22 protein-coding genes are annotated in these 21,431 nt (G+C 67.7%); 4 read left to right on the forward strand and 18 right to left on the reverse strand.

Going from position 1 to position 21,431, the window contains the following annotated elements; all coding sequences use genetic code 11:
* Positions 1-29: 29 nt before the first annotated feature.
* The 9 genes from P2T65_RS12800 to rplS all read right to left on the reverse strand — a co-directional run bounded on the left by P2T65_RS12800 (position 30) and on the right by rplS (position 5,480).
* Positions 30-425 (reverse strand): VOC family protein, encoded by a 396-nt coding sequence (locus P2T65_RS12800; RefSeq protein ID WP_055459689.1) that lies wholly within the window; start codon positions 423-425, stop codon positions 30-32.
* A gap of 21 nt (positions 426-446) precedes the next feature.
* Complete coding sequence (locus P2T65_RS12805; RefSeq protein ID WP_055459688.1) at positions 447-836, reverse strand: RidA family protein; 390 nt, start codon at positions 834-836, stop codon at positions 447-449.
* 25 nt (positions 837-861) lie between these two features.
* Complete coding sequence (locus tag P2T65_RS12810) at positions 862-1,488, reverse strand: LysE family translocator (protein ID WP_055459687.1); 627 nt, start codon at positions 1,486-1,488, stop codon at positions 862-864.
* A 128-nt stretch (positions 1,489-1,616) separates the two neighbouring features.
* Positions 1,617-2,222 carry a 3-isopropylmalate dehydratase small subunit gene (gene leuD / locus P2T65_RS12815; RefSeq protein ID WP_055459686.1) on the reverse strand — a complete coding sequence of 202 codons (606 nt, stop codon included), beginning with the start codon at positions 2,220-2,222 and terminating at the stop codon, positions 1,617-1,619.
* A 103-nt stretch (positions 2,223-2,325) separates the two neighbouring features.
* Positions 2,326-2,751 (reverse strand): metallopeptidase family protein, encoded by a 426-nt coding sequence (locus tag P2T65_RS12820; protein ID WP_055459685.1) that lies wholly within the window; start codon positions 2,749-2,751, stop codon positions 2,326-2,328.
* An 18-nt stretch (positions 2,752-2,769) separates the two neighbouring features.
* Positions 2,770-3,024, reverse strand: a complete 255-nt coding sequence (locus tag P2T65_RS12825) for a hypothetical protein (protein WP_276199908.1) — start codon at positions 3,022-3,024, stop codon at positions 2,770-2,772.
* 139 nt (positions 3,025-3,163) lie between these two features.
* Positions 3,164-4,567, reverse strand: a complete 1,404-nt coding sequence (gene leuC / locus P2T65_RS12830; protein ID WP_055459683.1) for a 3-isopropylmalate dehydratase large subunit — start codon at positions 4,565-4,567, stop codon at positions 3,164-3,166.
* A 171-nt stretch (positions 4,568-4,738) separates the two neighbouring features.
* Positions 4,739-4,876 (reverse strand): hypothetical protein, encoded by a 138-nt coding sequence (locus P2T65_RS12835; RefSeq protein WP_157672649.1) that lies wholly within the window; start codon positions 4,874-4,876, stop codon positions 4,739-4,741.
* Positions 4,877-5,093: 217 nt separating this feature from the next.
* Complete coding sequence (rplS, locus tag P2T65_RS12840) at positions 5,094-5,480, reverse strand: 50S ribosomal protein L19 (RefSeq protein WP_055459900.1); 387 nt, start codon at positions 5,478-5,480, stop codon at positions 5,094-5,096.
* 304 nt (positions 5,481-5,784) lie between these two features.
* Here rplS and topA point away from each other — a divergent pair, with 304 nt between their 5' ends.
* Positions 5,785-8,436, forward strand: a complete 2,652-nt coding sequence (gene topA / locus P2T65_RS12845; RefSeq protein ID WP_276199909.1) for a type I DNA topoisomerase — start codon at positions 5,785-5,787, stop codon at positions 8,434-8,436.
* A gap of 227 nt (positions 8,437-8,663) precedes the next feature.
* On the opposite strand, the gene P2T65_RS12850 is transcribed toward topA, so the two are convergent.
* The 9 genes from P2T65_RS12850 to P2T65_RS12890 form a co-directional block, all read right to left on the reverse strand.
* Positions 8,664-9,122, reverse strand: a complete 459-nt coding sequence (locus P2T65_RS12850) for a RidA family protein (protein WP_063188300.1) — start codon at positions 9,120-9,122, stop codon at positions 8,664-8,666.
* Positions 9,119-10,126 carry an oligopeptide/dipeptide ABC transporter ATP-binding protein gene (locus P2T65_RS12855; RefSeq protein WP_276199910.1) on the reverse strand — a complete coding sequence of 336 codons (1,008 nt, stop codon included), beginning with the start codon at positions 10,124-10,126 and terminating at the stop codon, positions 9,119-9,121. Before P2T65_RS12855 ends, P2T65_RS12850 begins: the two co-directional genes overlap by 4 nt.
* A 5-nt stretch (positions 10,127-10,131) precedes the next feature.
* Entirely contained in the window at positions 10,132-11,181 is a 1,050-nt protein-coding gene (locus P2T65_RS12860) for an ABC transporter ATP-binding protein (RefSeq protein ID WP_276199911.1), read from the reverse strand.
* A 3-nt stretch (positions 11,182-11,184) separates the two neighbouring features.
* Entirely contained in the window at positions 11,185-12,042 is an 858-nt protein-coding gene (locus tag P2T65_RS12865; protein ID WP_276199912.1) for an ABC transporter permease, read from the reverse strand.
* Entirely contained in the window at positions 12,042-12,983 is a 942-nt protein-coding gene (locus tag P2T65_RS12870; protein WP_071923220.1) for an ABC transporter permease, read from the reverse strand. Before P2T65_RS12870 ends, P2T65_RS12865 begins: the two co-directional genes overlap by 1 nt.
* A 294-nt stretch (positions 12,984-13,277) precedes the next feature.
* Entirely contained in the window at positions 13,278-14,813 is a 1,536-nt protein-coding gene (locus P2T65_RS12875) for an ABC transporter substrate-binding protein (protein WP_276199913.1), read from the reverse strand.
* Positions 14,814-14,856: 43 nt separating this feature from the next.
* Positions 14,857-15,618: a creatininase family protein gene (locus P2T65_RS12880; protein WP_071923222.1), complete on the reverse strand. Its 762-nt coding sequence runs from the start codon at positions 15,616-15,618 to the stop codon at positions 14,857-14,859.
* Positions 15,619-15,627: 9 nt separating this feature from the next.
* Positions 15,628-16,776, reverse strand: a complete 1,149-nt coding sequence (locus P2T65_RS12885; RefSeq protein ID WP_063188311.1) for an enolase C-terminal domain-like protein — start codon at positions 16,774-16,776, stop codon at positions 15,628-15,630.
* Between the two features lie 464 nt (positions 16,777-17,240).
* Positions 17,241-18,125, reverse strand: a complete 885-nt coding sequence (locus tag P2T65_RS12890) for a MurR/RpiR family transcriptional regulator (RefSeq protein ID WP_063188312.1) — start codon at positions 18,123-18,125, stop codon at positions 17,241-17,243.
* Between the two features lie 181 nt (positions 18,126-18,306).
* Here P2T65_RS12890 and P2T65_RS12895 point away from each other — a divergent pair, with 181 nt between their 5' ends.
* The 3 genes from P2T65_RS12895 to P2T65_RS12905 are packed head-to-tail and all read left to right on the forward strand — an operon-like array spanning position 18,307 to position 21,414.
* Entirely contained in the window at positions 18,307-19,203 is an 897-nt protein-coding gene (locus tag P2T65_RS12895; protein WP_055459673.1) for a MurR/RpiR family transcriptional regulator, read from the forward strand.
* A 7-nt stretch (positions 19,204-19,210) separates the two neighbouring features.
* The gene (locus tag P2T65_RS12900) at positions 19,211-20,545 is read left to right on the forward strand and encodes an aspartate aminotransferase family protein (protein ID WP_276199914.1); all 1,335 of its coding nucleotides are present in this window, start codon (positions 19,211-19,213) and stop codon (positions 20,543-20,545) included.
* Positions 20,542-21,414, forward strand: a complete 873-nt coding sequence (locus P2T65_RS12905; protein WP_055459671.1) for a 3-keto-5-aminohexanoate cleavage protein — start codon at positions 20,542-20,544, stop codon at positions 21,412-21,414. Before P2T65_RS12900 ends, P2T65_RS12905 begins: the two co-directional genes overlap by 4 nt.
* The last annotated feature ends 17 nt before the right edge of the window (positions 21,415-21,431 follow it).

Raw genomic sequence — 21,431 nt, forward strand, 5'->3', positions numbered from 1 at the left:
CGGCGCATGGCTCGCGCCGGCCGGCCCGCTCAGCGATAGCGGCCGTGGCGCTCGAGCACCTCGATCTTGTAGCCGTCCGGATCGGTGACGAAGAAGAAGCGCGCCATCAGCGCCCCGTCGCGGAAAAACTCCTTGACCGGCTGGGGCGTGAGGCCGGCGTCGGTGAAGCGGGCATGCTCGGCGTCGAGATCCTCGACCGCGACGGCGAGGTGGCCGTAGCCGTCCCCGAGCGCATAGGGCTCGCTGCGGCCGTGGTTGACGGTGAGCTCGACTTCGAAATCGGCCTCGGCATTGCGCAGGTAGACGAGCGTGAAGCCGTCGAAGACGAAGCGGTCGGCGATCTTGAGGCCGAAGGCCGTCTCGTAGAAGGCGACAGAGCGCGCCTCGTCGAGCACGCGGATCATGGTGTGGATGGCTTTGGCCACGGGTGGGGCTCCGTTTCGTCGTCAGGTGCGGCGCTTCAGTGCCGTTACCTCGATCTCGACCTTCATTTCGGGCTTCAGCAGGCCAGCGACGACGAGGAGCGTCGCGGCCGGGCGCACGTCGGCCAGCACTTCACCACAGACCGTGAGCAGCGGCTCGGCATGGGCGACATCGGTGACGTAATAGGTGGCGCGCACGATGTCGGCGAGGGAGAGGCCGGCCTCCTCCAGCGTGCGTGCGATGGTCGCCCAGCAGTTGCGCGCCTGCGCGGCCGCATCCTCCGGCATCGCCATCGTCGCGTAGTCGTAGCCGGTCGTGCCGGCGACGAAGGCGAAGGGCTCGTCGATCACGGCACGCGAATAGCCGTAGGCTCTTTCGAAGGGAGAGCCGGTGGAGATCAGCCGCCGCGTCATGCGGATGGTCCTCTCGTATCGGGGGTCAGGCGGTGGGGCGGCGGGTCAGCGCCAGCATGATGCCGAAGCCGATCATCAGACTGCCGCTGACGCGGTTGAAGAGCTTCAGCGCCCGTCGCCCACGCGTCAGGGAGCGCAGGCGCCCGCCGAAGGCGGCATAGGCGGCGATGGCGACGACCTCAAGCGCGATGAAGGTCGCGCCCATGACAAGGAAACTCAGCGCATGATTGCCACTGTCGAGGAACTGCGGGAAGAAGGCGGTGAAGACGAGGATCGCTTTCGGGTTGCCGGCGGCCACCCAGAATTCCTGCAGCGCCAGCCGGCCGAGCGGCGTGCGCGCGCTCGTCTCGAGCGTCGTGAGCTCGGGAGCGCCGGCGCGCAACAGGCGGAAGCCCAGATAGACGAGATAGGCTGCGCCCGCCCATTTGACGACGCTGAACAGCATCTCCGACGTCGCCAGCACCGCGCCGAGGCCGAGCGCGGCGATGACGATCATGATGGCGAAGGCGACGAGCCGCCCGCCGGCCGCGGCGGTGGCGCGCCAGACCCCTTCGCGTGCGCCGTTGGTCAGCGAGAGCAGGTTGTTCGGTCCGAAGGCCATGTTGATGGCAAAGCAGGCCGGCAGGAAGACGAGGTAGGTGTCGAGGTTCATGCCGTCCGTCTCCGCTGTTCGTCGAGACAGGTTGAGAACCCGGACAGGCCGGGCTCGTGGCAAATTCTCTTCGCGCTTGCTGAAAGAGGGAGCCGCCGCCTCTCACGTCGCCGCCCCTCGCGCCCCTCTCAGAGCCAGGGATGCACGGTCGCAGTCTTCTTCTCGTAGGCCTCGATGCTCGGGGCCTTCTCCATGGTGAGCCCGATGTCGTCGAGCCCGTTGAGCAGGCAGTGCTTGCGGAAGGCGTCGATCTCGAAACTGACCTTGCCCCCGTCCGGTCCGCGGATCTCCTGCGCCTCGAGGTCGATGGTCAGCGTCGCGTTGGCGCCGCGGCGGGCGTCGTCCATCAGCTTGTCGAGGTCTTCCGGTGACACCGTAATGGGCAGGATGCCGTTCTTGAAGCAGTTGTTGTAAAAGATGTCGGCGAACGAGGTGGAGATCACGCAGCGGATGCCGAAGTCGAGCAGTGCCCACGGCGCATGCTCGCGCGAGGAACCGCAGCCGAAGTTGTCGCCCGCGACAAGGATCTGCGCCTTGCGGTAGGCAGGCTTGTTGAGCACGAAGTCGGGATTCTCCGAGCCGTCCTCCTTATAGCGCATCTCCGCGAACAGACCCTTGCCGAGGCCTGTGCGCTTGATGGTCTTCAGATACTGCTTCGGGATGATCATGTCGGTGTCGACATTGACGATCTCGAGCGGCGCCGCGACGCCCGTCAGGGTGGTGAACTTCTCCATCTTTCGCTCTTCTGTCCGTCTGCGGCCGCCGCGGCGACCTTGTTTGCCCAGTGTCATACCAAAGCCGGCCTGGCGCGCCTAGCGCAGCCGGCGGCCGCGCCGGTCACCCCGCCGCGGCCTCGATCGCTTCCATGTCCTCGTCCGAGAGGCCGAAGTGGTGGCCGATTTCGTGCACGAGGACATGCGTGACGAGGGAGCCGAGCGTCTCCTCATGCTCGGCCCAGTAGTCGAGGATCGGCCGGCGGTAGAGGAAGACCATGTTGGGCATCTGCCCCGACATCGGCACCGCGCCCTGCTGGGCAAGGCCGTAGCCGCGAAAGAGGCCGAGGAGGTCGAACGGGCTCTCGCAGCCCATCTCCTCCATGGTTTCCTCGTCCGGGAAGTCCTCGACGCGGATGAGGACGCCGTCGCACAGGCGGCGGAAATCTTCCGGCAGGGCGTCGAAAGCCGTCTGGGCGAGGTCCTCGAAGGCATCGATGCCCGGGGCCGTCAGGCCGTGCAGGTGGTCTGTGTTCCGGCTCGTGCTCATGGGCCCCGTTTCCATGGGTCAGTGTGCCAGCTGTTGTATCAGCGCATAGGCGAGATAGACGAGGAGCACGAGGCCGAGGAGGCGGCCGATACGCTTGCCCCACACCTCGATGCGGTCGTCGTCCGGACGGTCCGCGTCGCGGCCAGAGAAATGCGCGCCGAGGCGCCGCGTCGCGCGGCCGAGGGAGGATGAGGCGAGCGTCTCGCTGTCCCGCTCCACCCGGTCCAGTGCGTCACGCGCCTCGCGCTGCCGCTTCTCGTCATCGCCTGTCATCGCGACCACCTTGCAGGCCTCGCTTCCGGCGCCCCGCGTCGCTGCACCGCAGCGTCGCGGGCCGGGATGTCGCCATGATCGTTTTCGTGCCTTCGCAAGAGGACGACCCTGCCCCCGGCCGTCCCCCTGCGCGCCGGCCTCAGCCGAAGCTGCGCACGTCCACGAAATGGCCCGCGATCGCCGCCGCCGCCGCCATGGCGGGGGAGACGAGATGGGTGCGGCCCTTGAAGCCCTGCCGTCCCTCGAAGTTGCGGTTCGAGGTGGAGGCGCAGCGCTCGCCGGGCTTCAGCTTGTCGGCATTCATGGCCAGGCACATGGAGCAGCCGGGCTCGCGCCAGTCGAAGCCGGCCGCCTTGAAGATCTTGTCGAGACCCTCGGCCTCCGCCTGCATCTTCACGAGGCCGGAGCCCGGCACGATCATGGCGTTGACGTTGGGGTTGACTGCCTTGCCAGCGACGATGCGCGCCACCTCGCGCAGATCCTCGATGCGCCCGTTGGTGCAGGAGCCGATGAAGACGCGGTCGAGCGCGATGTCGGTGATCTTCGTGCCCGGCTTCAGGCCCATGTATTCCAGCGCTCGCCACTTCGACTGGCGTTTCGTCTCCTCCTGGATGTCATCCGGGTTCGGCACCACGCCGTTGATCGAGATGACGTCCTCCGGGCTCGTGCCCCAGGTGACGATCGGCGGCAGATTCGCCGCGTCGAGTCGAATGACGGCGTCGAAATGGGCGCCCTCGTCCGTCCGCAGCGTCTCCCAGAAACGCACGGCCTCGGCCCAGGCCGCGCCCTTCGGGGCCTTCGGCCTGTCCTTAAGATAGGCGTAGGTCTTCTCATCCGGCGCCACGAGGCCGGCGCGGGCGCCGCCCTCGATCGACATGTTGCAGACGGTCATGCGGCCTTCCATCGACAGCGAGCGGATCGCCTCGCCGGCATATTCGATGACGTGGCCGGTGCCGCCGGCGGTACCGATCTCGCCGATGATGGCGAGGATGATGTCCTTGGCCGTGACGCCCTCGGGCAGGGTGCCGTCGACCTGGACCAGCATGTTCTTCGCCTTCTTCTGGATCAGCGTTTGCGTGGCGAGCACGTGCTCCACCTCGCTGGTGCCGATGCCGTGGGCGAGGGCGCCGAAGGCGCCGTGGGTCGAGGTGTGGCTGTCGCCGCACACGATCGTGGTGCCCGGCAGGGTGAAGCCCTGTTCGGGGCCGACGACGTGGACGATGCCCTGACGCTGGTCGAGCTCGTTGTAATATTCGACGCCGAAGTCGCGCGCATTGTCGGCGAGCGTCGCCACCTGCAGCGCGCTCTCGGGATCCTCGATGCCGTGCGAGCGGTCGGTGGTCGGCACGTTGTGGTCTACGACCGCGAGTGTCTTCTGCGGCGCGCGCACCTTGCGGCCAGCGACGCGCAGGCCCTCGAAGGCCTGCGGCGAGGTGACCTCGTGCACGAGGTGGCGGTCGATGTAGATGAGGCAGGTGCCGTCGGGCTGGGTGTCGACGACGTGATCGTCCCAGATCTTGTCGTAGAGGGTGCGCGCTGTCATGGGCTTTCGGCTTCTCATGCTGTGATGGCGGCTGCCATCGGTGCTCTTGTCGCTTGGATGTCCCGCCTCCGTTTCGCCGGCCGGGACATGTTCACCCGCGTCACGGGCCGCTCCTGCGGCCGTCCCCCTCGCGGGGCGCGGTGCCTGGCGGGCGCCCTGACGGGCACCGGCTCAGGCGCGGCGAAGGTCGGCGATCGTGCAGGCCAGGAGGCGCGCGAAGAAGCGCCACGGCAGGCGGGCGTGATCGTGCAGCGCCGCAAATTCCTGCGTCGTCGGCAGCGGCTGCGACGTCAGACGGCAAGCCGTCACGTCGGGCCGGCATATGGAGCGCCCGCGCCTCATCATTCCGCGCCGTTTTTAACAGATCAAAACGGCAGCGACAACGCGCCCGCACGCTCTGCCTTGGCATGGCTCCCGCGCGAGCCGCGCCGAAGCCGGCGATGGAAATGAAAAAGCGCGGCGAGAGGCCGCGCTTCCTGAACGTCCCGGTGCCGGCGGTGGTGCCGCCGGCCATGATCGAGCGGGATCACTCGCTGGCGTTGTTTTCGGCGCGGCGCTCTGCGCGCTCGGTGATGCGGGCCGACTTGCCGCGGCGATCGCGCAGGTAATAGAGCTTGGCGCGCCGCACCTTGCCGCGACGCACGACCTTGATCGACTCGACCAGCGGCGAATAGAGCGGAAACACGCGCTCGACGCCCTCGCCATAGGAGATCTTGCGGACGGTGAAGCTCTCGTTGATGCCGCCGCCATCACGGGCGATGCACACGCCCTCATAGGCCTGCACGCGGCTGCGCTCGCCTTCCTTGACGCGCACGTTGACCTGCACCGTATCGCCGGGCTCGAAGTCCGGGATGGACTTGGCTTCCGTGAGCTTGGCGATCTGTTCCCTGTTGATCTCTTCGATGATGTTCATGTCGATCACTCCTGCCGGCATGCCCGAAGGAAAGCCCCGCGGACACGAGCGTTTCGGCGACGCTGTTCTGAGTTGGTGGCGCCCTATACACGAGGCTCGCGTCCTTGTCGATAAGAACCGTGCGCGAAAGGCGCAACAGCGTTGGTTCCGACGCTGCAGCCCCACTGGCGCCGCGCGCCTCTTGCGCCGCTGTCATCGCCTTGCCATTTGACTCCGCGCTCCCTTTCACTCAACTAGTCCGCCCGCCGGCCGTGGTAACGCCGGCCGCCCGCATTTTCCTTGAAGGCTCGCCGAGGAATTCTTGATGAAAGTCGTTGTCGTCGAATCCCCCGCCAAGGCTAAGACGATCAACAAGTACCTCGGCAAGGACTACGAGGTGCTGGCCTCGTTCGGGCACATCCGCGACCTGCCGGCCAAGGACGGCTCGGTCGATCCCGAGGCCGATTTCGCCATGGTCTGGGAACTGGAGGACCGCGGGTCGAAGCGCGTGTCCGACATCGCGAGGGCGGTGAAGGGGGCGGACAAGCTCATTCTCGCCACCGACCCGGACCGAGAGGGCGAGGCGATCTCCTGGCACGTCGTCGAGGCGCTGACCCAGAAGAAAGTGCTGAAGGACGTGGCCGTCGAGCGCGTCACCTTCAACGCCATCACAAAGGATGCGGTGCTGGAGGCGATGCGCCAGCCGCGCCAGATCGACCAGGCGCTGGTCGATGCCTATCTCGCCCGTCGTGCGCTCGACTATCTCGTCGGTTTCAACCTCTCACCGGTGCTGTGGCGCAAGCTGCCCGGCGCCCGTTCCGCCGGGCGCGTGCAGTCGGTGGCGCTGCGCCTCGTCTGCGACCGCGAGCGCGAGATCGAGACCTTCGTGCCGCGCGAATACTGGTCGCTCGTCGTCGTCCTCAAGACGGACGCGGGCGCGACCTTCGAGGCTCGCCTCGTCGGTGCCGACGGCAAGAAGATCGCCCGTCTCGACATCGGCCAGGGCGAGGAGGCTGAAGCCTTCAGGAAGTTGCTCGAGACGGCGGCTTTCCGTGTCACCGCCGTCGAGGCCAAGCCCGCCAAGCGCCACCCGCAACCGCCGTTCACGACCTCCACCCTGCAGCAGGAGGCCTCGCGCAAGCTGGGCTTCGCCCCGGCGCGCACCATGCAGCTCGCCCAGCGGCTTTACGAGGGCGTCGAGATCGGCGGCGAGACGGTCGGTCTCATCACCTATATGCGTACCGACGGCGTCGACATGGCCCCGGAGGCGGTTGCCGGCGCCCGCCGCGTCATCGCCAAGGAATTCGGCGACGCCTATGTACCCGGCGTGCCGCGCAAGTATACGACCAAGGCCAAGAACGCGCAGGAGGCGCATGAGGCGGTACGCCCCACCGATCTCGGCCGCCTCCCCGCCATGGTGGCGCGCCAGCTCGACCCCGATCAGGCGCGGCTCTACGAGCTCATCTGGACCCGCACCGTGGCGAGCCAGATGGAATCGGCCGTTTTTGAGCGCACCACGGTCGATATCGAGGCAAGGGCCGGCGGTCGCCTTCTCGAGCTGCGCGCCACCGGCCAGGTGGTGACCTTCGACGGCTTCCTGAAGCTCTACCAGGAAGGCCGCGACGACGAGGAAGATGAAGAGAGCCGCCGCCTGCCTGCCATGAAGGCCGGCGATGCCCTCGAGAAGCGCGAGATCCGCGCGACGCAGCATTTCACCGAGCCGCCGCCGCGCTATACCGAGGCGAGCCTCGTCAAGCGCATGGAAGAGCTCGGCATCGGCCGGCCCTCGACCTATGCGGCCGTGCTCGCCGTGCTCAAGGAGCGCGGCTATGTCGAGATCGACAAGAAGCGCCTCGTGCCCGAGGACAAGGGCCGGATCGTCACGGCCTTCCTCGAGAGCTTCTTCCGTCGCTATGTCGAATACGACTTCACGGCCGACCTCGAGGAGCAACTCGACCGCGTCTCCAACAACGAGATCGACTGGAAGACGGTGCTGCGCGATTTCTGGCGCGACTTCATCGCCGCCATCGACGAGACGAAGAGCCTGCGCATGAGCGAGGTGCTCGACGCCCTCAACGAGGAGCTCGGGCCGCACATCTTCCCGAAGAAGGCGGACGGCAGCGACCCGCGCGCCTGCCCGAGCTGCGGCACGGGTCAATTGTCGCTGAAACTCGGCAAGTTCGGCTCCTTTATCGGCTGCTCCAATTATCCGCAGTGCCGCTACACGCGCCAGCTCGCCGCGAACGGAGACGGTGAGGCGAGCGCCGCCGCCGACAGCGGCCCGCGCACCCTCGGCAAGGACCCTGAGACGGGGCTCGACGTCACGCTGCGCGACGGCCGCTTCGGCCCCTATGTGCAACTCGGGGAAGGCGACAAGCCCAAGCGCCAGACCCTGCCCAAGGGCCTTGCGCCGGATCTCGTCGACCTCGAGAAGGCATTGAAGCTGCTGTCGCTGCCGCGCGAGGTTGCGACACACCCCGAGAGCGGCAAGCCGATCCTTGCCGGCATCGGCCGCTTCGGGCCTTACGTCCAGCACGACAGAACTTATGCCAATCTCGGCAAGGACGACGACGTGCTCGACATCGGTGCCAACCGGGCCATCGACCTGATCATCACGAAGGAGCAGGGCGGCGGACGCCGCGGCGGCGCGGCCGAGCCGGGCCGGGTGCTGGGCGAAGAGCCGGAGAGCGGCAAGCAGCTCAGCGTCAAGGCCGGCCGCTACGGGCCCTACGTCACCGACGGCACGACCAACGCCACCCTGCCCAAGAGCATGGACAAGGACGCCTTGACGCTGGAGGAGGCCATCGCCCTCATCCGCGCCAAGCGCGCCTCCGGCGGCGGCAAGAAGGCATCGGCGAAGAAGCCGGCCGCCAAGAAGGCTCCTGCGAAGAAGGCTGCTGCAAAGAAGCCGGCTGAAAAGGCGCCCGCTAAAAAGGCAGCCGGCAAACCAACGAAGAAGGCGGCAGCGGGGGAATAGCGGTCGGCAGCTTCTTCTCCCTTGGGACATGAACGACCGAACGGCATAGACACTGCCGGCCGGCCTTCTTCCCCTGATGCTGACCGAACCGGGAGCGCACCGCTCCCGCCGTCATGGCCGGGCTCGTCCCGGCCATCCACGTCTTTGACGTTGCACAGCTTTCCAAGGCGTGGATGCCCGCGACGGGCGCGGGCATGACGGTTGCGCGGGAGCCAGCGAGCCTTCGCTCAATCCACCGCCACGATCGCCTCGATCTCCACCGTGATGTTGTTCGGGAGCGAGCCGAAGCCGACGGCCGAGCGGGCGTGGTGGCCGGCCTCGCCGAAGACGGCGACGAAGAGATCCGAGCAGCCGTTGATGACCTTCGGATGGTCACCGAAATCCGGCACGGCATTGACCATGCCGAGCAGCTTCACCACGCGCCGCACGCGGGCAAGGTCGCCGAGCGCCTCGTGCATCACGGCGAGCAGGTTGAGCCCGGTCAGTCGCGCATCGTCATAGGCCTGCGCGACGCCGATCTCGTCGCCGACCTTGCCGGTGCGCTGACGGCCGTCCGCCTCGCGCGGCCCCTGGCCGGAGAGGAAGAGGAGGTTGCCCTCCTGCACGAAGGGCACATAGGTCGCGACAGGCTTCGGTGCGGGTGGCAGGGCGAGGCCGAGATCGGCGAGGCGCTGGTAGGGCGTCATGCGGTGACCTTCTGCGTGGCAGGAGTGGCGAGTTCCGCCTGGCGGATGCAGGCGACGGAATGGCCGGGCGAGACGCTCTCGTGCGGCGGCACGGCCCTGGCGCAGGCCTCGATGGCAAAGGGGCAGCGCGTGCGGAAGACGCAGCCGGACGGCGGGTCGAGCGGACTCGGGATGTCGCCCTGAAGGATGACGCGCTCGCGCCGGACCGTCGGATCGGGGATCGGTGCGGTCGAGAGAAGCGCCTTGGTGTAGGGATGGCGCGGATTGGCATAGACCTCGCGCGACGGGCCCTGCTCCATGATGCGGCCGAGGTAGAGCACCACGATGTCGTCGCACAGATATTCGACGACGGTGAGGTCGTGCGAGATGAAGAGCATGGTGAGGCCCAGCTCTTTCTGCAGCTCCTGGATGAGGTTGAGCACCTGCGCCTGCACCGAGACGTCGAGCGCCGACACGGGCTCGTCGGCGACGATGAGCTCGGGTTCGACGGCAAGCGCGCGGGCGATGCCGATGCGCTGGCGCTGGCCGCCGGAGAACTCGTGCGGATAGCGCCGCGCATGTTCCGGGCTGAGGCCGACGCGGGTCAGGAGGTCCGCGATGCGCGCCTGCCGCGCCGCACCCTTGGCGAGGCCGTGCGTGTCGATGGCCTCGCCGATGATGTCGCCCACGCGCATGCGGGGATTGAGGCTGGAATAGGGGTCCTGGAAGATGATCTGCATGCGCCGGCGATAGGCGCGCAGCGCCCGCTCCGGAAGCTTGAACAGGTCGACCCCGTCGAAGACCGCTTCGCCCTCCGACGGCTCGACGAGCCGCAGGATGCAGCGCCCGGCGGTGGTCTTGCCCGAGCCCGATTCGCCGACGATGCCGATGATGCGGCCACGGCCAACGTCGAAGGAGACGTCCTCGACCGCTTTCACCGGACCGCTCGCCGTGTGGAAGCGCTTGGAGAGATTGCGGACGGACAGCAGGACATCGCCGCCTGCGGGGGATGGGGACTGGCTCATGACGGTCACAGCAACTCGTGCCTGAAGCAGCGGGAGAGGTGGCCGGGGCCGGCCGGCACGAGGCCCGGCGCCTCGCCCTCGCAGTGCGGCTCGACGAGCGGGCAGCGCGGCGCATAGGTGCAGCCCGGCGGCAGGTTGAGAACGCTCGGGACGTTGCCGGGGATGGGGTTCAACATCAGCCGCGCCCCGTCCGCCGCCCGGTCGCGCTCCGGGTTGGGGATGCAGGCGAGGAGGCCCTTGGTATAGGGGTGGCGCGGCCGCGCGAAGAGCGCCTCGACCGGGGCCTGCTCGACGACGCGGCCGGCATACATCACCGCCACCTCGTGGGCGATCTCGGCGACGACGCCGAGATTGTGGGTGATGAACAGGATGCTCATGCCGATGTCGCGCTGCAGGCGGCGCATCAGGTCGAGGATCTGGGCCTGGATGGTGACGTCGAGCGCCGTCGTTGGCTCGTCGGCAATGAGGAGGGCCGGGTTGCACGAGAGCGCGAGCGCGATCATCACGCGCTGGCGCATGCCCCCCGACATCTCGTGCGGATATTGGTCGAGCCGCTTCTCGGCCGCCGGGATCTCGACAAGCTCGAGCATCTGCCGCGCCCGCCGGCGCGCCTCGTGCCGGGAAAGCGGCTCGTGCAGGCGGATCATTTCCATGATCTGGTCGCCGACGGTGTAGAGCGGGTTGAGGCTCGTCATCGGCTCCTGGAAGATCATGGCGATCTCCTTGCCGCGGATGGCGCGCATGCGCTTTTCCGGCAAGGTCGCGAGATCGACGACCGTGCCGTCGCGCATCCGGTAGAGGATTTTCCCTGCGACGATGCGGCCGGGATGGGCGAGGAGGCGCATGATCGACAGGCTCGTCACCGACTTGCCCGAGCCAGATTCGCCGACGACGGCGAGCGTTTCGCCCCGGCGCACCGTCAGCGTCACGCCGTCGACGGACGTCGCCGCGCGCTCGCCGACGATGAAGTGGGTGTGCAGGTCCTCGGCCCTGAGGACGACGTCCTCGGGTAGCGTCGCGGTGAGCGGGGAGGGGGCGGAAAGGACGGCGGCCATCGCTCAGAGGTCCTTTCGAAGGCGCGGGTCGAGGAGGTCGCGCAGGCCGTCGCCGACGAGCTGCAGCGACAGGACGGACAGGATGATCGCGACGCCGGGGAAGATCGTCATCCAGTCGGCCTGACCGACATATTGCCGGCCGGAGGCGATCATCGTGCCCCAGGTCGGGATCTCGGGGCTGACGCCGACGCCGAGGAAGGACAGGCTCGCCTCCGCCAGCATGGCATAGGCGAAGATGAAGGTCGCCTGCACGAGGATGGGCGAGACGAGGTTGCGCAGCACGTGGCGCGTCATGATGCGCCAGGTCGGCACGCCGAGCGCCCGCGCCGCCTCCACGTAAGGCAGCTCCCGGATCACCAGCGTCGAGGCGCGCACGATGCGGGCGAGGCGCGGCGCATAGACGATGCCGAGCGCCACGATGACGGTGGTGAGCGACGGCCCGAGCGCGGCGACGAGCGCGATGGCGAGCAGGATGTCCGGGAAGGCCATCATCGCATCGATGATGCGCGCGATCACCGTGTCGGCGCGGCGGAAGAAGCCGGCAGCGAGGCCGAGCGTGATACCGATGACGCATGCGAACACCGTCGCGGCCGCGCCCACCGTCAGCGACAGGCGGCCGGCGTAGATCGTGCGGCTGAAGATGTCGCGGCCGAATTCGTCGGTGCCGAAGAAATAGGTGCCGCTCGGCGGCTTGAGGCGGTTGACGATCGACAACTTGTTCGGCGCATAGGGCGCAATCAGCGGCGCGAGCAAGGCAAAGAGCGCGATGGCGAGGATCACGGCAAGGCCGATCGCCAGCGTTTTGCGCTGCAGCATGAGCGTCGTGAGGCGCGACGCGGGGGTGATGCTGACAGCGGCCATCAGTAGCGCACCCGCGGATCGATGAGGATGTAGAGCATGTCGATGCCGAAATTGATCAGCACGTAGATCGCCGCGATCACGAGCAGCGCGCCCTGGATGACGGGATAGTCGCGCCGGAGCACCGCCGACACGACGAGGTTGCCGACGCCCGGCAGGCTGAACACCGTCTCCGTCACCACGGCTCCCGAGACGAGGAGGGCAGCCGTGAGGCCGATGACCGTGAGCACGGGGATGAGTGCGTTCTTGAAGGCGTGCCTCATGACGACGCGGAACTCGCCCATACCCTTGGAGCGGGCGGTGCGCACGTAGTCGTCGTTGAGCACGTCGAGCATCGACGCGCGGGTGAAGCGTGTGATCAGCGCCGAGGACACAATGCCGAGGGCCACCGCCGGCAACACGAGATGCGACAGGCGCGTGAGTAAGGACGCATCCGGCCCGCCGTAGCCCGCGACCGGAAACCAGCCGAGCCTGACCGCGAAGATCTGGATGAGCACGAGGCCGAGCCAGAAGCTCGGGATGCTCGCCGCGAACATGGCGAAGGTTGTCACCGCCTGGTCGAACAGCGTGCCGCGCTTGTAGGCGGAGAGGATGCCGACCGGCAGCGCGATGGCGCTGGCGATGAGAATGGAGAACAGCGTCAGGAAGAAGGTGGGCTCGGCCCGTTCGGCGAGCGCCCGCGTCACCGGCATGTCGAGGAAGATCGACTGGCCGAGGTCGCCCTTGATGAGCTGGCCGAGGAAGAAGAGATACTGCACCACGAGCGGCTGATCGAGCCCGAGGCGGGCGCGCAGCGCGGCGATGTCGGCCGGCGTCGCGTCCGGCCCCAGCATGACGGCAGCCGGGTCGCCCGGGGCGATGCGCACGATGATGAAGACGATCGTCACCACCGTGAACATCACGGCGAGCATGCCGAGAAGGCGCTGCAGGATGTAGCGGGTCATCGCTCCACTCGCTGCCGGGAGATGAGCGGCATCACAATCCCGGGACAAAAGACTATGGCGTTCTGGCAGTGGGCGGAACCAGTCGGGCGCGCCGGGTTCCCCTCCCCTAGCTTGCGGCAGGGCGGGGCTAGGGTCGGCGGCGCCCGCCGGACCGTTCCGATCGATGCTGGAAGGCTGACATGTCCGGCCAGCGCCGGCACGCTGCTCCGCCTTCCTCCCTTCCCCCCGCCCCTCCGCGCCAATTCGTGGAACAGGCAGGAGGGGCGTGCACCGCCGGCCTGTGCCGGCTCAGGCTCACTTCTCCAGATAGGCGTTCCAGAAGTACGGCCAGGGCGAGGCTTCGTAGCCCTTGAGCTTCGGCGACTTGGCCGAGAGGGCACTGAAATCGCCGACCTTATAGAGAGGAGCCTGATCGTAGAGCAGCTTCTGTAGGTCAGTGAAGAGCGCGACGCGCTTGTTCTGGTCGAGCTCGGCGTTGAGGGCGACAAGCAGCTTTTCCTTCTCGGGATTGTCCCACCAGCCCGGATAGGTCGCCGGCAGCGGCGCGATCAGCGCCGGATCGGGCAGGAAAGGACTGTGGGTGATGAAGATGTCCCACAGGGCGGGATCGGCGCGGCGTTGCACCAGCGTCGCCCAGTCGACCACCTGCAACTCGACGGCGAGACCAGCCGCCTTCAGATATTCCGCCGCGACCTGCGCCATCTTGTAGTGGAACTCATATTGGCGGCTGGTCAGGATGCGGATCGGCTGCTTGCCGTCGTAGCCGGCCGTCTTGGCGAGTTCCTTGGCCTTCTCCGGGTCGCCCAGATTGTAGGCCTCGGTGCCGGCATCCGTGCGCCACAAATAGCCTTCCGGGTAGAGCGCGCCGTCGACGGTATAGAACTCCGGCTTGCCGAAGGCGGCGGCGAGCATGTCGTCCGCGTTGAGCGCGGCCTGCACGGCCTTGCGCATTTCCAGCTTCGTCATCATGCCCTGCTTGTTGTTCATGATGAACATGGGCCAGCCGAACGACTTCAGCAGGAGCGGCTCGGTCTTGTCCTGGCCGTTGAGCCGGTCGTAGGCCTCGACGGGCAGGAGGTCGGCATAGTCGTACTGGCCGGCGATGGCCCCCTCGACGCGTGTGTTCGCATCCGGCACCGGCACGAAGCGGATCTCGTCGAGGTACTGCTTGCGCGCCCCGCCGAAGCCGTTCGGGTCGCCCTCGCGCGCCTGATAGCCGTCGAAGCGCACGAGCTGGATGTACTGGTCGGCCTTGCGCTCCTTGAGCATGTAGGGGCCGGTGCCGACGTATTCCTTGAGCGGGTTGTCCATCTTGCCGGCCGGCAGGATGATGGCCGCGGAATTGTTGAAGGCGAGCAGCGCGGCGAGCGGCGCGAACGGCTCCTTCAGGCTGAGGCGGACGGTATGGTCGTCGACCGCCTCGAGCCCGGCGAGGTTCGGCTGCACCAGCTTGCCGCGCGCGGCGAGCTCCAGCCAGCGGTGCAGGGAGGCGACGACGTCCTTTGCCGTCATCGCGCTGCCGTCGTGAAACGTCACGCCCTTGCGCAGGGTGATGGTGTAGACGCGGCCGTCGGCCGACACCTCCGGCAGTTTCTCCGCCAGGAGCGGCGTGACATTCCACTCTTTGTCAAAGGTGAACAGCGTCTCGAAGAAGTGCTGCGTGACGGTGCCGAGAAGGTCGCCCGTCGCGACGGTCGGATCGAGCGAGGCGAGTTCGCCGATCATGGCCACATTGATGACGCCGCCGCGCTCCTGCGCGAGGGTCGGTGGCGTGGCAGCGAAGGAGAGGCTCGTGGCCGCGAGCCCCGCCAGGACCAATTTTCTGAACATGTGGCGCACCCCTCTGTTGGTTGCCGGTGAAAGACGCGCGCCGTCAGCGCGCTTCTTGGAGGGTCGAAACGACGCGGACGAGTTGGTTCACCACAGCCGCGGTGATCCTCTCGCCTTTCTCTGCGGTCGCCTTCGACGGATCGCCCACGACGCCGGTGCCATGCGACATCTCGTGCATGGAGCGGAACATGGCCCCGCGGCTGCCGCGGATCATGTCGGCCTGGGCCCAGTCGTGCGTCGGCGCATAGCTCATGCCGCTGACGAGCGCGCTCCGCACGCTGTCGGGCACCGCATGGAGCATCAGCGAGGTCTCGAACTCGCAGGCGTGGTTGATGCCTGCGAAATCGCTCTCGCGGATCGTTTCGAGTTCGGGCGCGGCGAGCCGCCACCAGGTCAGCATGGCGATACGGCAGTCGCGGTGGCGGGCGCCGAAGCTCTCCAGCAGCACCTGGCCGATAGCCTGGTTGCCGCCGTGGCTGTTCAACAGCACGAGATTGCGAAAGCCGTGCCGCACGACGCTCTCGAGGATGTCGCCGACATAGGCAAGGAAGGTCTCGTGACGGATGCTGAGCGTGCCGGCGAAATCCATGTGGTGCTCGGAGCAGCACACCTTGACCTGCGGCAGGATCAGCACCTTCTCACCCAGCGTTTCGTCGAGCCGGGTGAGGAAATGGGCGCCGATCGCGGCATCCGTATCGAGCGGCAGGTGCGGGCCGTGCTGCTCGATGGCGGCGATGTTGAGGACAACCGGGGTCGACCGGTCGAGGCCGGCGATCTCGTTCGTCGTGAACTTTTCCCAGCGCATCGGCCGCCCTCAGGAGATGGTGCGTTCGGCGGTGCGGAACCGTGCGAGCGCCGCCTCGTCGAGCTTCACGCCGAGACCCGGGCCGTCGCTGGGGATGCGCACGAACGGCGGCTCGAAGGCGAGCGGCTTCTCGAGCAGGTCGTGCGTGCGGATCATCCGGCCGAAGATGTCGCCCGGCCACACGCAGCTCTTCGCCGCCGCCGACTGGTGCACGTACATGGCCTCGAGGATGCCGAGGTCCACCTCCGAGCCGTGCCAGCAATAGAGGCCGGCCGTCGCGGCGATATGGTCGAGCGCCTGGAACTTGGCGAGGCCGCCGTTGAAGTTGAAGCCGTCGACGGCATTGTGAGCGATGGCATTGATGGCGTCGTGCGGCCGCTGGCCCTGGTAGACGTAGGGCAGCGAGACGTGCAGCACGATCGGGATCGAGGAGAAGCGTCGCAGCTCTGCGAAGTCGAGCAGCATCCAGCGCGGCAGCGGGTCCTCGAGCAGCAGCACGTTGCCGACGGCCTCGAGCTCGCGGATGATGCGCCGCGCGTTGCCGGCATTCTCCCAGCGCTGGTTGGGGTCGAAGAGCACCTTCATCCCCGGCGCGTGCTCCTTGATACGCGCGCACCAGCCGGCGACGTCGTCCTCGAGGTCGCACTTGAACTTGATGACCTTGTAGCCTTGTTCCCAGTAGCGGCGCACCCAGGGACCGACCTCCTCCTGCGTGCGGTGGCTCGACCAGGCGCTGACGGCGACGCGGTCACGGATGGCCCCGCCGAGCAGCGCATGCATCGGCACGCCGAGCGACTTCGCATAGGCGTCCCAGAGCGCGCATTCGAAGCCATCGTATTCCCGGCACAGCGGCAGCGGCAGATCCTGCAGGGGGAGGTCGAGGATCGAGGTGCCGAGCAGGTTGGCGCAGATCGCCTCGATGCGCGGCCACTCATGGTCGCGGTAGAATTCCCCGAGGCCGACCGTGCCGTCGGCAAGCGTCATGCGCACGATGAGCTTCGGCAGCTCGTCGAACTGGGTGCTCCATGCCGCCTTGCCGCCGACCGGCAGCATGTGGAGCGGCTTTGCAAGGCTCTCCGAATTGATCACGCCCGGATGGGCCGGGACGACGACTTCGTCGAAACGGAAGGAAACGATGGTCTTGTCGGAGCGCTGCATGCTTCGCATTCGCCAGTCTGGAATTGGAATGAGCGTATGATGTAGTTTTATTACCGACCTGTCAATCGGGAGGGCGGCTGAGGGATCTTGACTGGCTCAATTGGGGTGGGTGGGCGCATCCCGACGGGTAGGGAACTCGGACGTAATTATCGATGAAATAAGAAAATTTTGCCGTTCCCAGAATTTTGCGGCCGAGTTGCTGGCAATTTCCGGGGTTTCGGACGTGGGGGGAGAGAATGTAATTTAACTACCTATTGAGGGTTCCGGCTACGTGCCCGCGGCTGGCGCGCTGTGGAGCGCGCATGGGCCTCGTCATGGCCGGGCTCGTCCCGGCCATCCACGCCTTTGACGTTGTTCTCATTTTCAAGGCGTGGATGCCCGCGACACGCGCCGGCATGACGGCGCCGGAGGCCAGAGCTGCCGGCCGTTTGTGGGCCGTCAAGGCGGGAGGCGCCTTGCAGCGCTCAGTCGCCAACGGGCTGGCTCTCGGTCGAGCCGTGCAGGTCGACAAGGGTCATGCGGGCGCGCCAGAGCTTCTTGGCGACGCTCTTCATGCGCCGCGCGCCGATCAGTGTCGCCAGGCAGTCGAGCACGAACAGCTGGCCGTAGCGGCCGCGATTCGGCATGTAGAAGAACTTTTCCTCGTCGAAGGCGACGAGGGGGACAACCAATGTCGAATGGCCGGCGAGCGGGGTTCCGGGCGCGGTCACCGAGACCACGGCGGCGCCGAGGCCGCGGGCGATCTCCGCCGCGTCTACGAGCGAGCGCGGCTTGCCGGTGACGGAGAAGATGAGCAGGGCATCGCCCGGTCCCGCCGTCGCCGCAATGATGCGCTGCTTGTAGGGATCGGCCGTGGCAGAGGCGGCGAGATCGAGGCGGAAAAGCCTGTTCTCCGCTTCCTGCGCGACGTTGGCCGAGCTGCCGCCGACGCCGAAGCAAAAGATGCGGCGCGCCTTGTCCAGTATCTCCGCCGCCGCCTCCAATGCCGCCGGATCGCGTTGCGAGAAGGCACTGGCGAGCGCCTGTGCCGTCGCCTCGTAGACATGCTCGGCGACCTCACGCCCGGTCTCCGCCGGCACTGACCGTTCGGCAACCAGATACATGCGGCCGATGGCGTAGTCCTGCGCCAGGCGGATCTTGAAATCCGTGAAGCCCTCGCAGCCCATCCGCCGCGCAAAGCGGATGACGGTCGGCTCGCTGACCTCGGCCTTGCCGGCGAGCTCCCTGGTGCTGAGGCGCGTCGCGGCGTCGATGTCATGGAGGATGACGTCCGCCACTGCCCGGTCGGCCCGATTCATCTCCGGCAGTTCGAGGCGCATGCGGTCGATCAGGCTGGTGGGATTGCGCATGCTGTCTTTAGCTCTCCGCGGCGCGTGGCGGCCCGGTGGCCGCGACGAACGGTAGCGCCAAACGGGGGCGCGCGACAATTCCGGGTCCGCCGCCGCCGATAGCGATGACTCTTATTGACGCAGATGTTTTATGGTGCGAGCATAATGAAACGTTTGCTTCATCGGCTGCATCGGGGCGTCCGTGGACACGATCGACCGGCAACTGGCTCGGCTGTTCGACGATTTGCCGCCGCAACTGCGCAAGGCGGCCCAGCACCTGACGCGCCACCCCGACGACGGCGCCCTTATGTCCATGCGTCAGCTCGCGGCCGCCGCCGGCGTCTCGCCCGCCTCGCTCCTGCGGCTCGTGCGCATGCTCGGTTACGAGCGTTACGAGGATTTCCGCGACGTCCTGCGCGCGCAGTGGAAGGCGCGTCCCGTCGGGCCCTTCGCCGCGCGGGCGCAGTCCATCATGGCGCGGGCCGGCTCAGATGCGGCGATGCTGGTTGCTGCGACGCAGGCCGCGGCGCATGTCACGGTCGATGCGGCGCTCGCCCCGCCGCAGGCGGCGATTCTCGTTACGGCGGCAGAAAGCCTCGCGGCGGCCCGGCGCATCGCTGTCGTCGGCCTGCGCAGCAGTTTTCCGCCAGCCTTCGCCCTGTCCTATTCGCTTGCGCTGTTCCGTGAAGGGGTGCTGCCGCTCGCTGGCGTCGGCGGGCTCGGCGTCGATGCGCTCGACCATTGCGACGAGCGCGACGTGCTCGTCGCCATCGGCGTCGCGCCGCTGACGCGGGAGACCGTACTCGTGGCCCGGCAGGCGAGCCGGCAGGGGCTGACGGTCATCGCCATCACCGACAGCGCGCTCTCGCCGCTCGGCCGCGCCGCCGGCCATGTGGTTCTCGTGGGGGACGGCGGCGTTTCGCTGCTGCAGTCGCAGGTCGGCACAATGGCCGTCGTCGAGACCCTCGTGTCTCTCGTCATGGCCCGCCTCGGACCTGAGGCGCTCGCCGCCGTCGCCGGCCGCGAGCAACACCTGCAGTCGGCCGGCGCGTACTGGAGCGACGCCGACGACCTGAGCCAGCCTTCCGCAACGAGTTGAACGCATCATGACCCGCATCCTGCACCGCCAGACCCGGATCCCGCTGCCCGTCGCCGTCGCCGGCGAGGGGCCTTATGTCATCGATTCGGTCGGGCGCCGTTATCTCGACGCCTCCGGCGGCGCGGCCGTCTCCTGCCTTGGCCATTCGCACCGCAGCGTCATCGAGGCCATCAAGGCACAGCTCGACGCCTTGCCCTATGCGCACACCTCCTTCTTCACCAACGAGCCGGCAGAGGCCCTGGCGGAGCATCTCACGCAGCGCGCGCCGGCCGGCATCAGCCATGTCTATTTCGTCTCCGGCGGCTCGGAGGCCAACGAGACGGCTTTCAAGCTGGCGCGGCAATATTTCTGGAACCGGGGCGAGCGCGAGCGCTCGCGCATCATCGCCCGCCAGCAGAGCTACCACGGCAACACGCTCGGGGCGCTCGCCGTCGGCGGCAATGCCGGCCGTCGCGCCGTCTACGAGCCGCTGCTCATCGAGGTCTCCCACATCGAGCCCTGCTACGCCTATCGCCATCGCCGCGACGACGAGAGCGAGGGGGCCTATGGCGAGCGCGCCGCGGCGGCGCTGGAGGCCGAGGTCCTACGCCTCGGTCCCGGTACGGTCATGGCCTTCGTCGCCGAGACGGTGGTGGGCGCGACGCTGGGCGCCGTGCCGGCGGCGCCCGGGTATTTCCGCCGCATCCGCGAGATCTGCGACCGTTACGGCATCCTGCTGATCCTCGACGAGGTGATGAGCGGCATGGGCCGTACCGGCACGCTCTTCGCCTGCGAGCAGGACGGCGTCACGCCCGACATCGTCACCTGCGCCAAGGGCCTCGGCGCCGGCTATCAACCCATCGGCGCATGCCTGATGTCGAGCACGATCTACGATACGATTGCCTTATCTCCCGAGGGCTTCCAGCACGGGTTCACCTATATCGGCCACGCGAGCGCCTGTGCAGGGGCGCTCGCCGTGCAACGGGCGATCGAGGCCGAAGGATTGCTGGACAACTGCCGCAAGCAGGGCATTCGACTGGCCGAGGCGCTGGGACAGCGATTCGCCCAGCACGCCCATGTCGGCGACATCCGCGGCCGCGGGCTCTTCATCGGCGTCGAGCTGGTCGCCGATCGTGAGACGAAGCAGCCCTTTGCCGCGCAGGACAGGCTCAATACGCGGGTCAAGGCCAAGGCCATGGAGGCCGGGCTGATGTGCTATCCTGCCGGCGGTACGGCCGACGGCGTCAGCGGCGACCACATCCTGCTGGCGCCGCCCTTCATCATCGCTGCGTCCCACGTCGAGGAGATCGTCGACAAGCTGGCCGCTGCCATTGACGGGGCCATCGCAGAGGTGCGTGCATGACCGCTCCCTTCGCTGTCATGGTGGCGCCCAATGGCGCCCGGCGCGGCAAGGCCGATCACCCGGCACTGCCGCTGACGGCCAGGGAACTCGCCCGCGAGGCCGCCCGCTGCCGAGAGGCGGGCGCCGTGGCGATCCACCTTCACGTGCGCGACGGCGAGGGGCGCCACGTCCTCGATGCGGATCTGTACCGCGAGGCGACGCGCGCCGTGCGCGCCGCGGTGGGCGAGGCCATGGTGGTGCAGATCACCACCGAGGCCGTCGGGCGCTATGCCCCGGCGGCGCAGATGGCGCTCGTCGACGACCTGGTGCCCGAGAGCGTCTCGATTGCGCTGCGCGAGATCATGCCCGATGTTGCTGCGGAGACTGCGGCTGGCCGCTTCTTCGCCCGGCTCGCCATCCGGCCCGTCCTGACGCAGATCATCGTCTACAGTGCAGAGGAGCTCGCCCGGCTCGACGACGTCATGGCGCGCGGGATCATCCCGGACACGCCGCGGCCAAACGTGCTCGCCGTGCTCGGCAGCTACGCCGGACGGGAGGCAGCGCCGGGCGATCTTGACGCCTTCCTCACGGCAGGCCTTGCGCGCCATCCGTTCATGGTCTGCGCCTTCGGGCGGCGTGAGGCGGCTTGCGCCGCTGCCGCGGTTGCCCACGGCGGGCATATGCGCATCGGCTTCGAGAACAATCTGATATTGCCGGAGGGGCGCGTCGCGCCCCATAACGGCGCAACTGTCGCGGCGGCCGTCGCGGCCGCTGCCGGCAGCGCCCGTCCGCTCGCCAGCGCGGACGACCTGCGCCGCCTTTGGCACACGCCCCTGCCGCCAGTACCGGCCGGGGCGATGAGCGGGGCCTCGTCAAGGGTTCCCGGATGATCTGACCATAGAGGGAG

The organism is Chelatococcus sp. XZ-Ab1 (assembly GCF_029309855.1).
GTDB classification, from domain to species: domain Bacteria; phylum Pseudomonadota; class Alphaproteobacteria; order Rhizobiales; family Beijerinckiaceae; genus Chelatococcus_A; species Chelatococcus_A sambhunathii.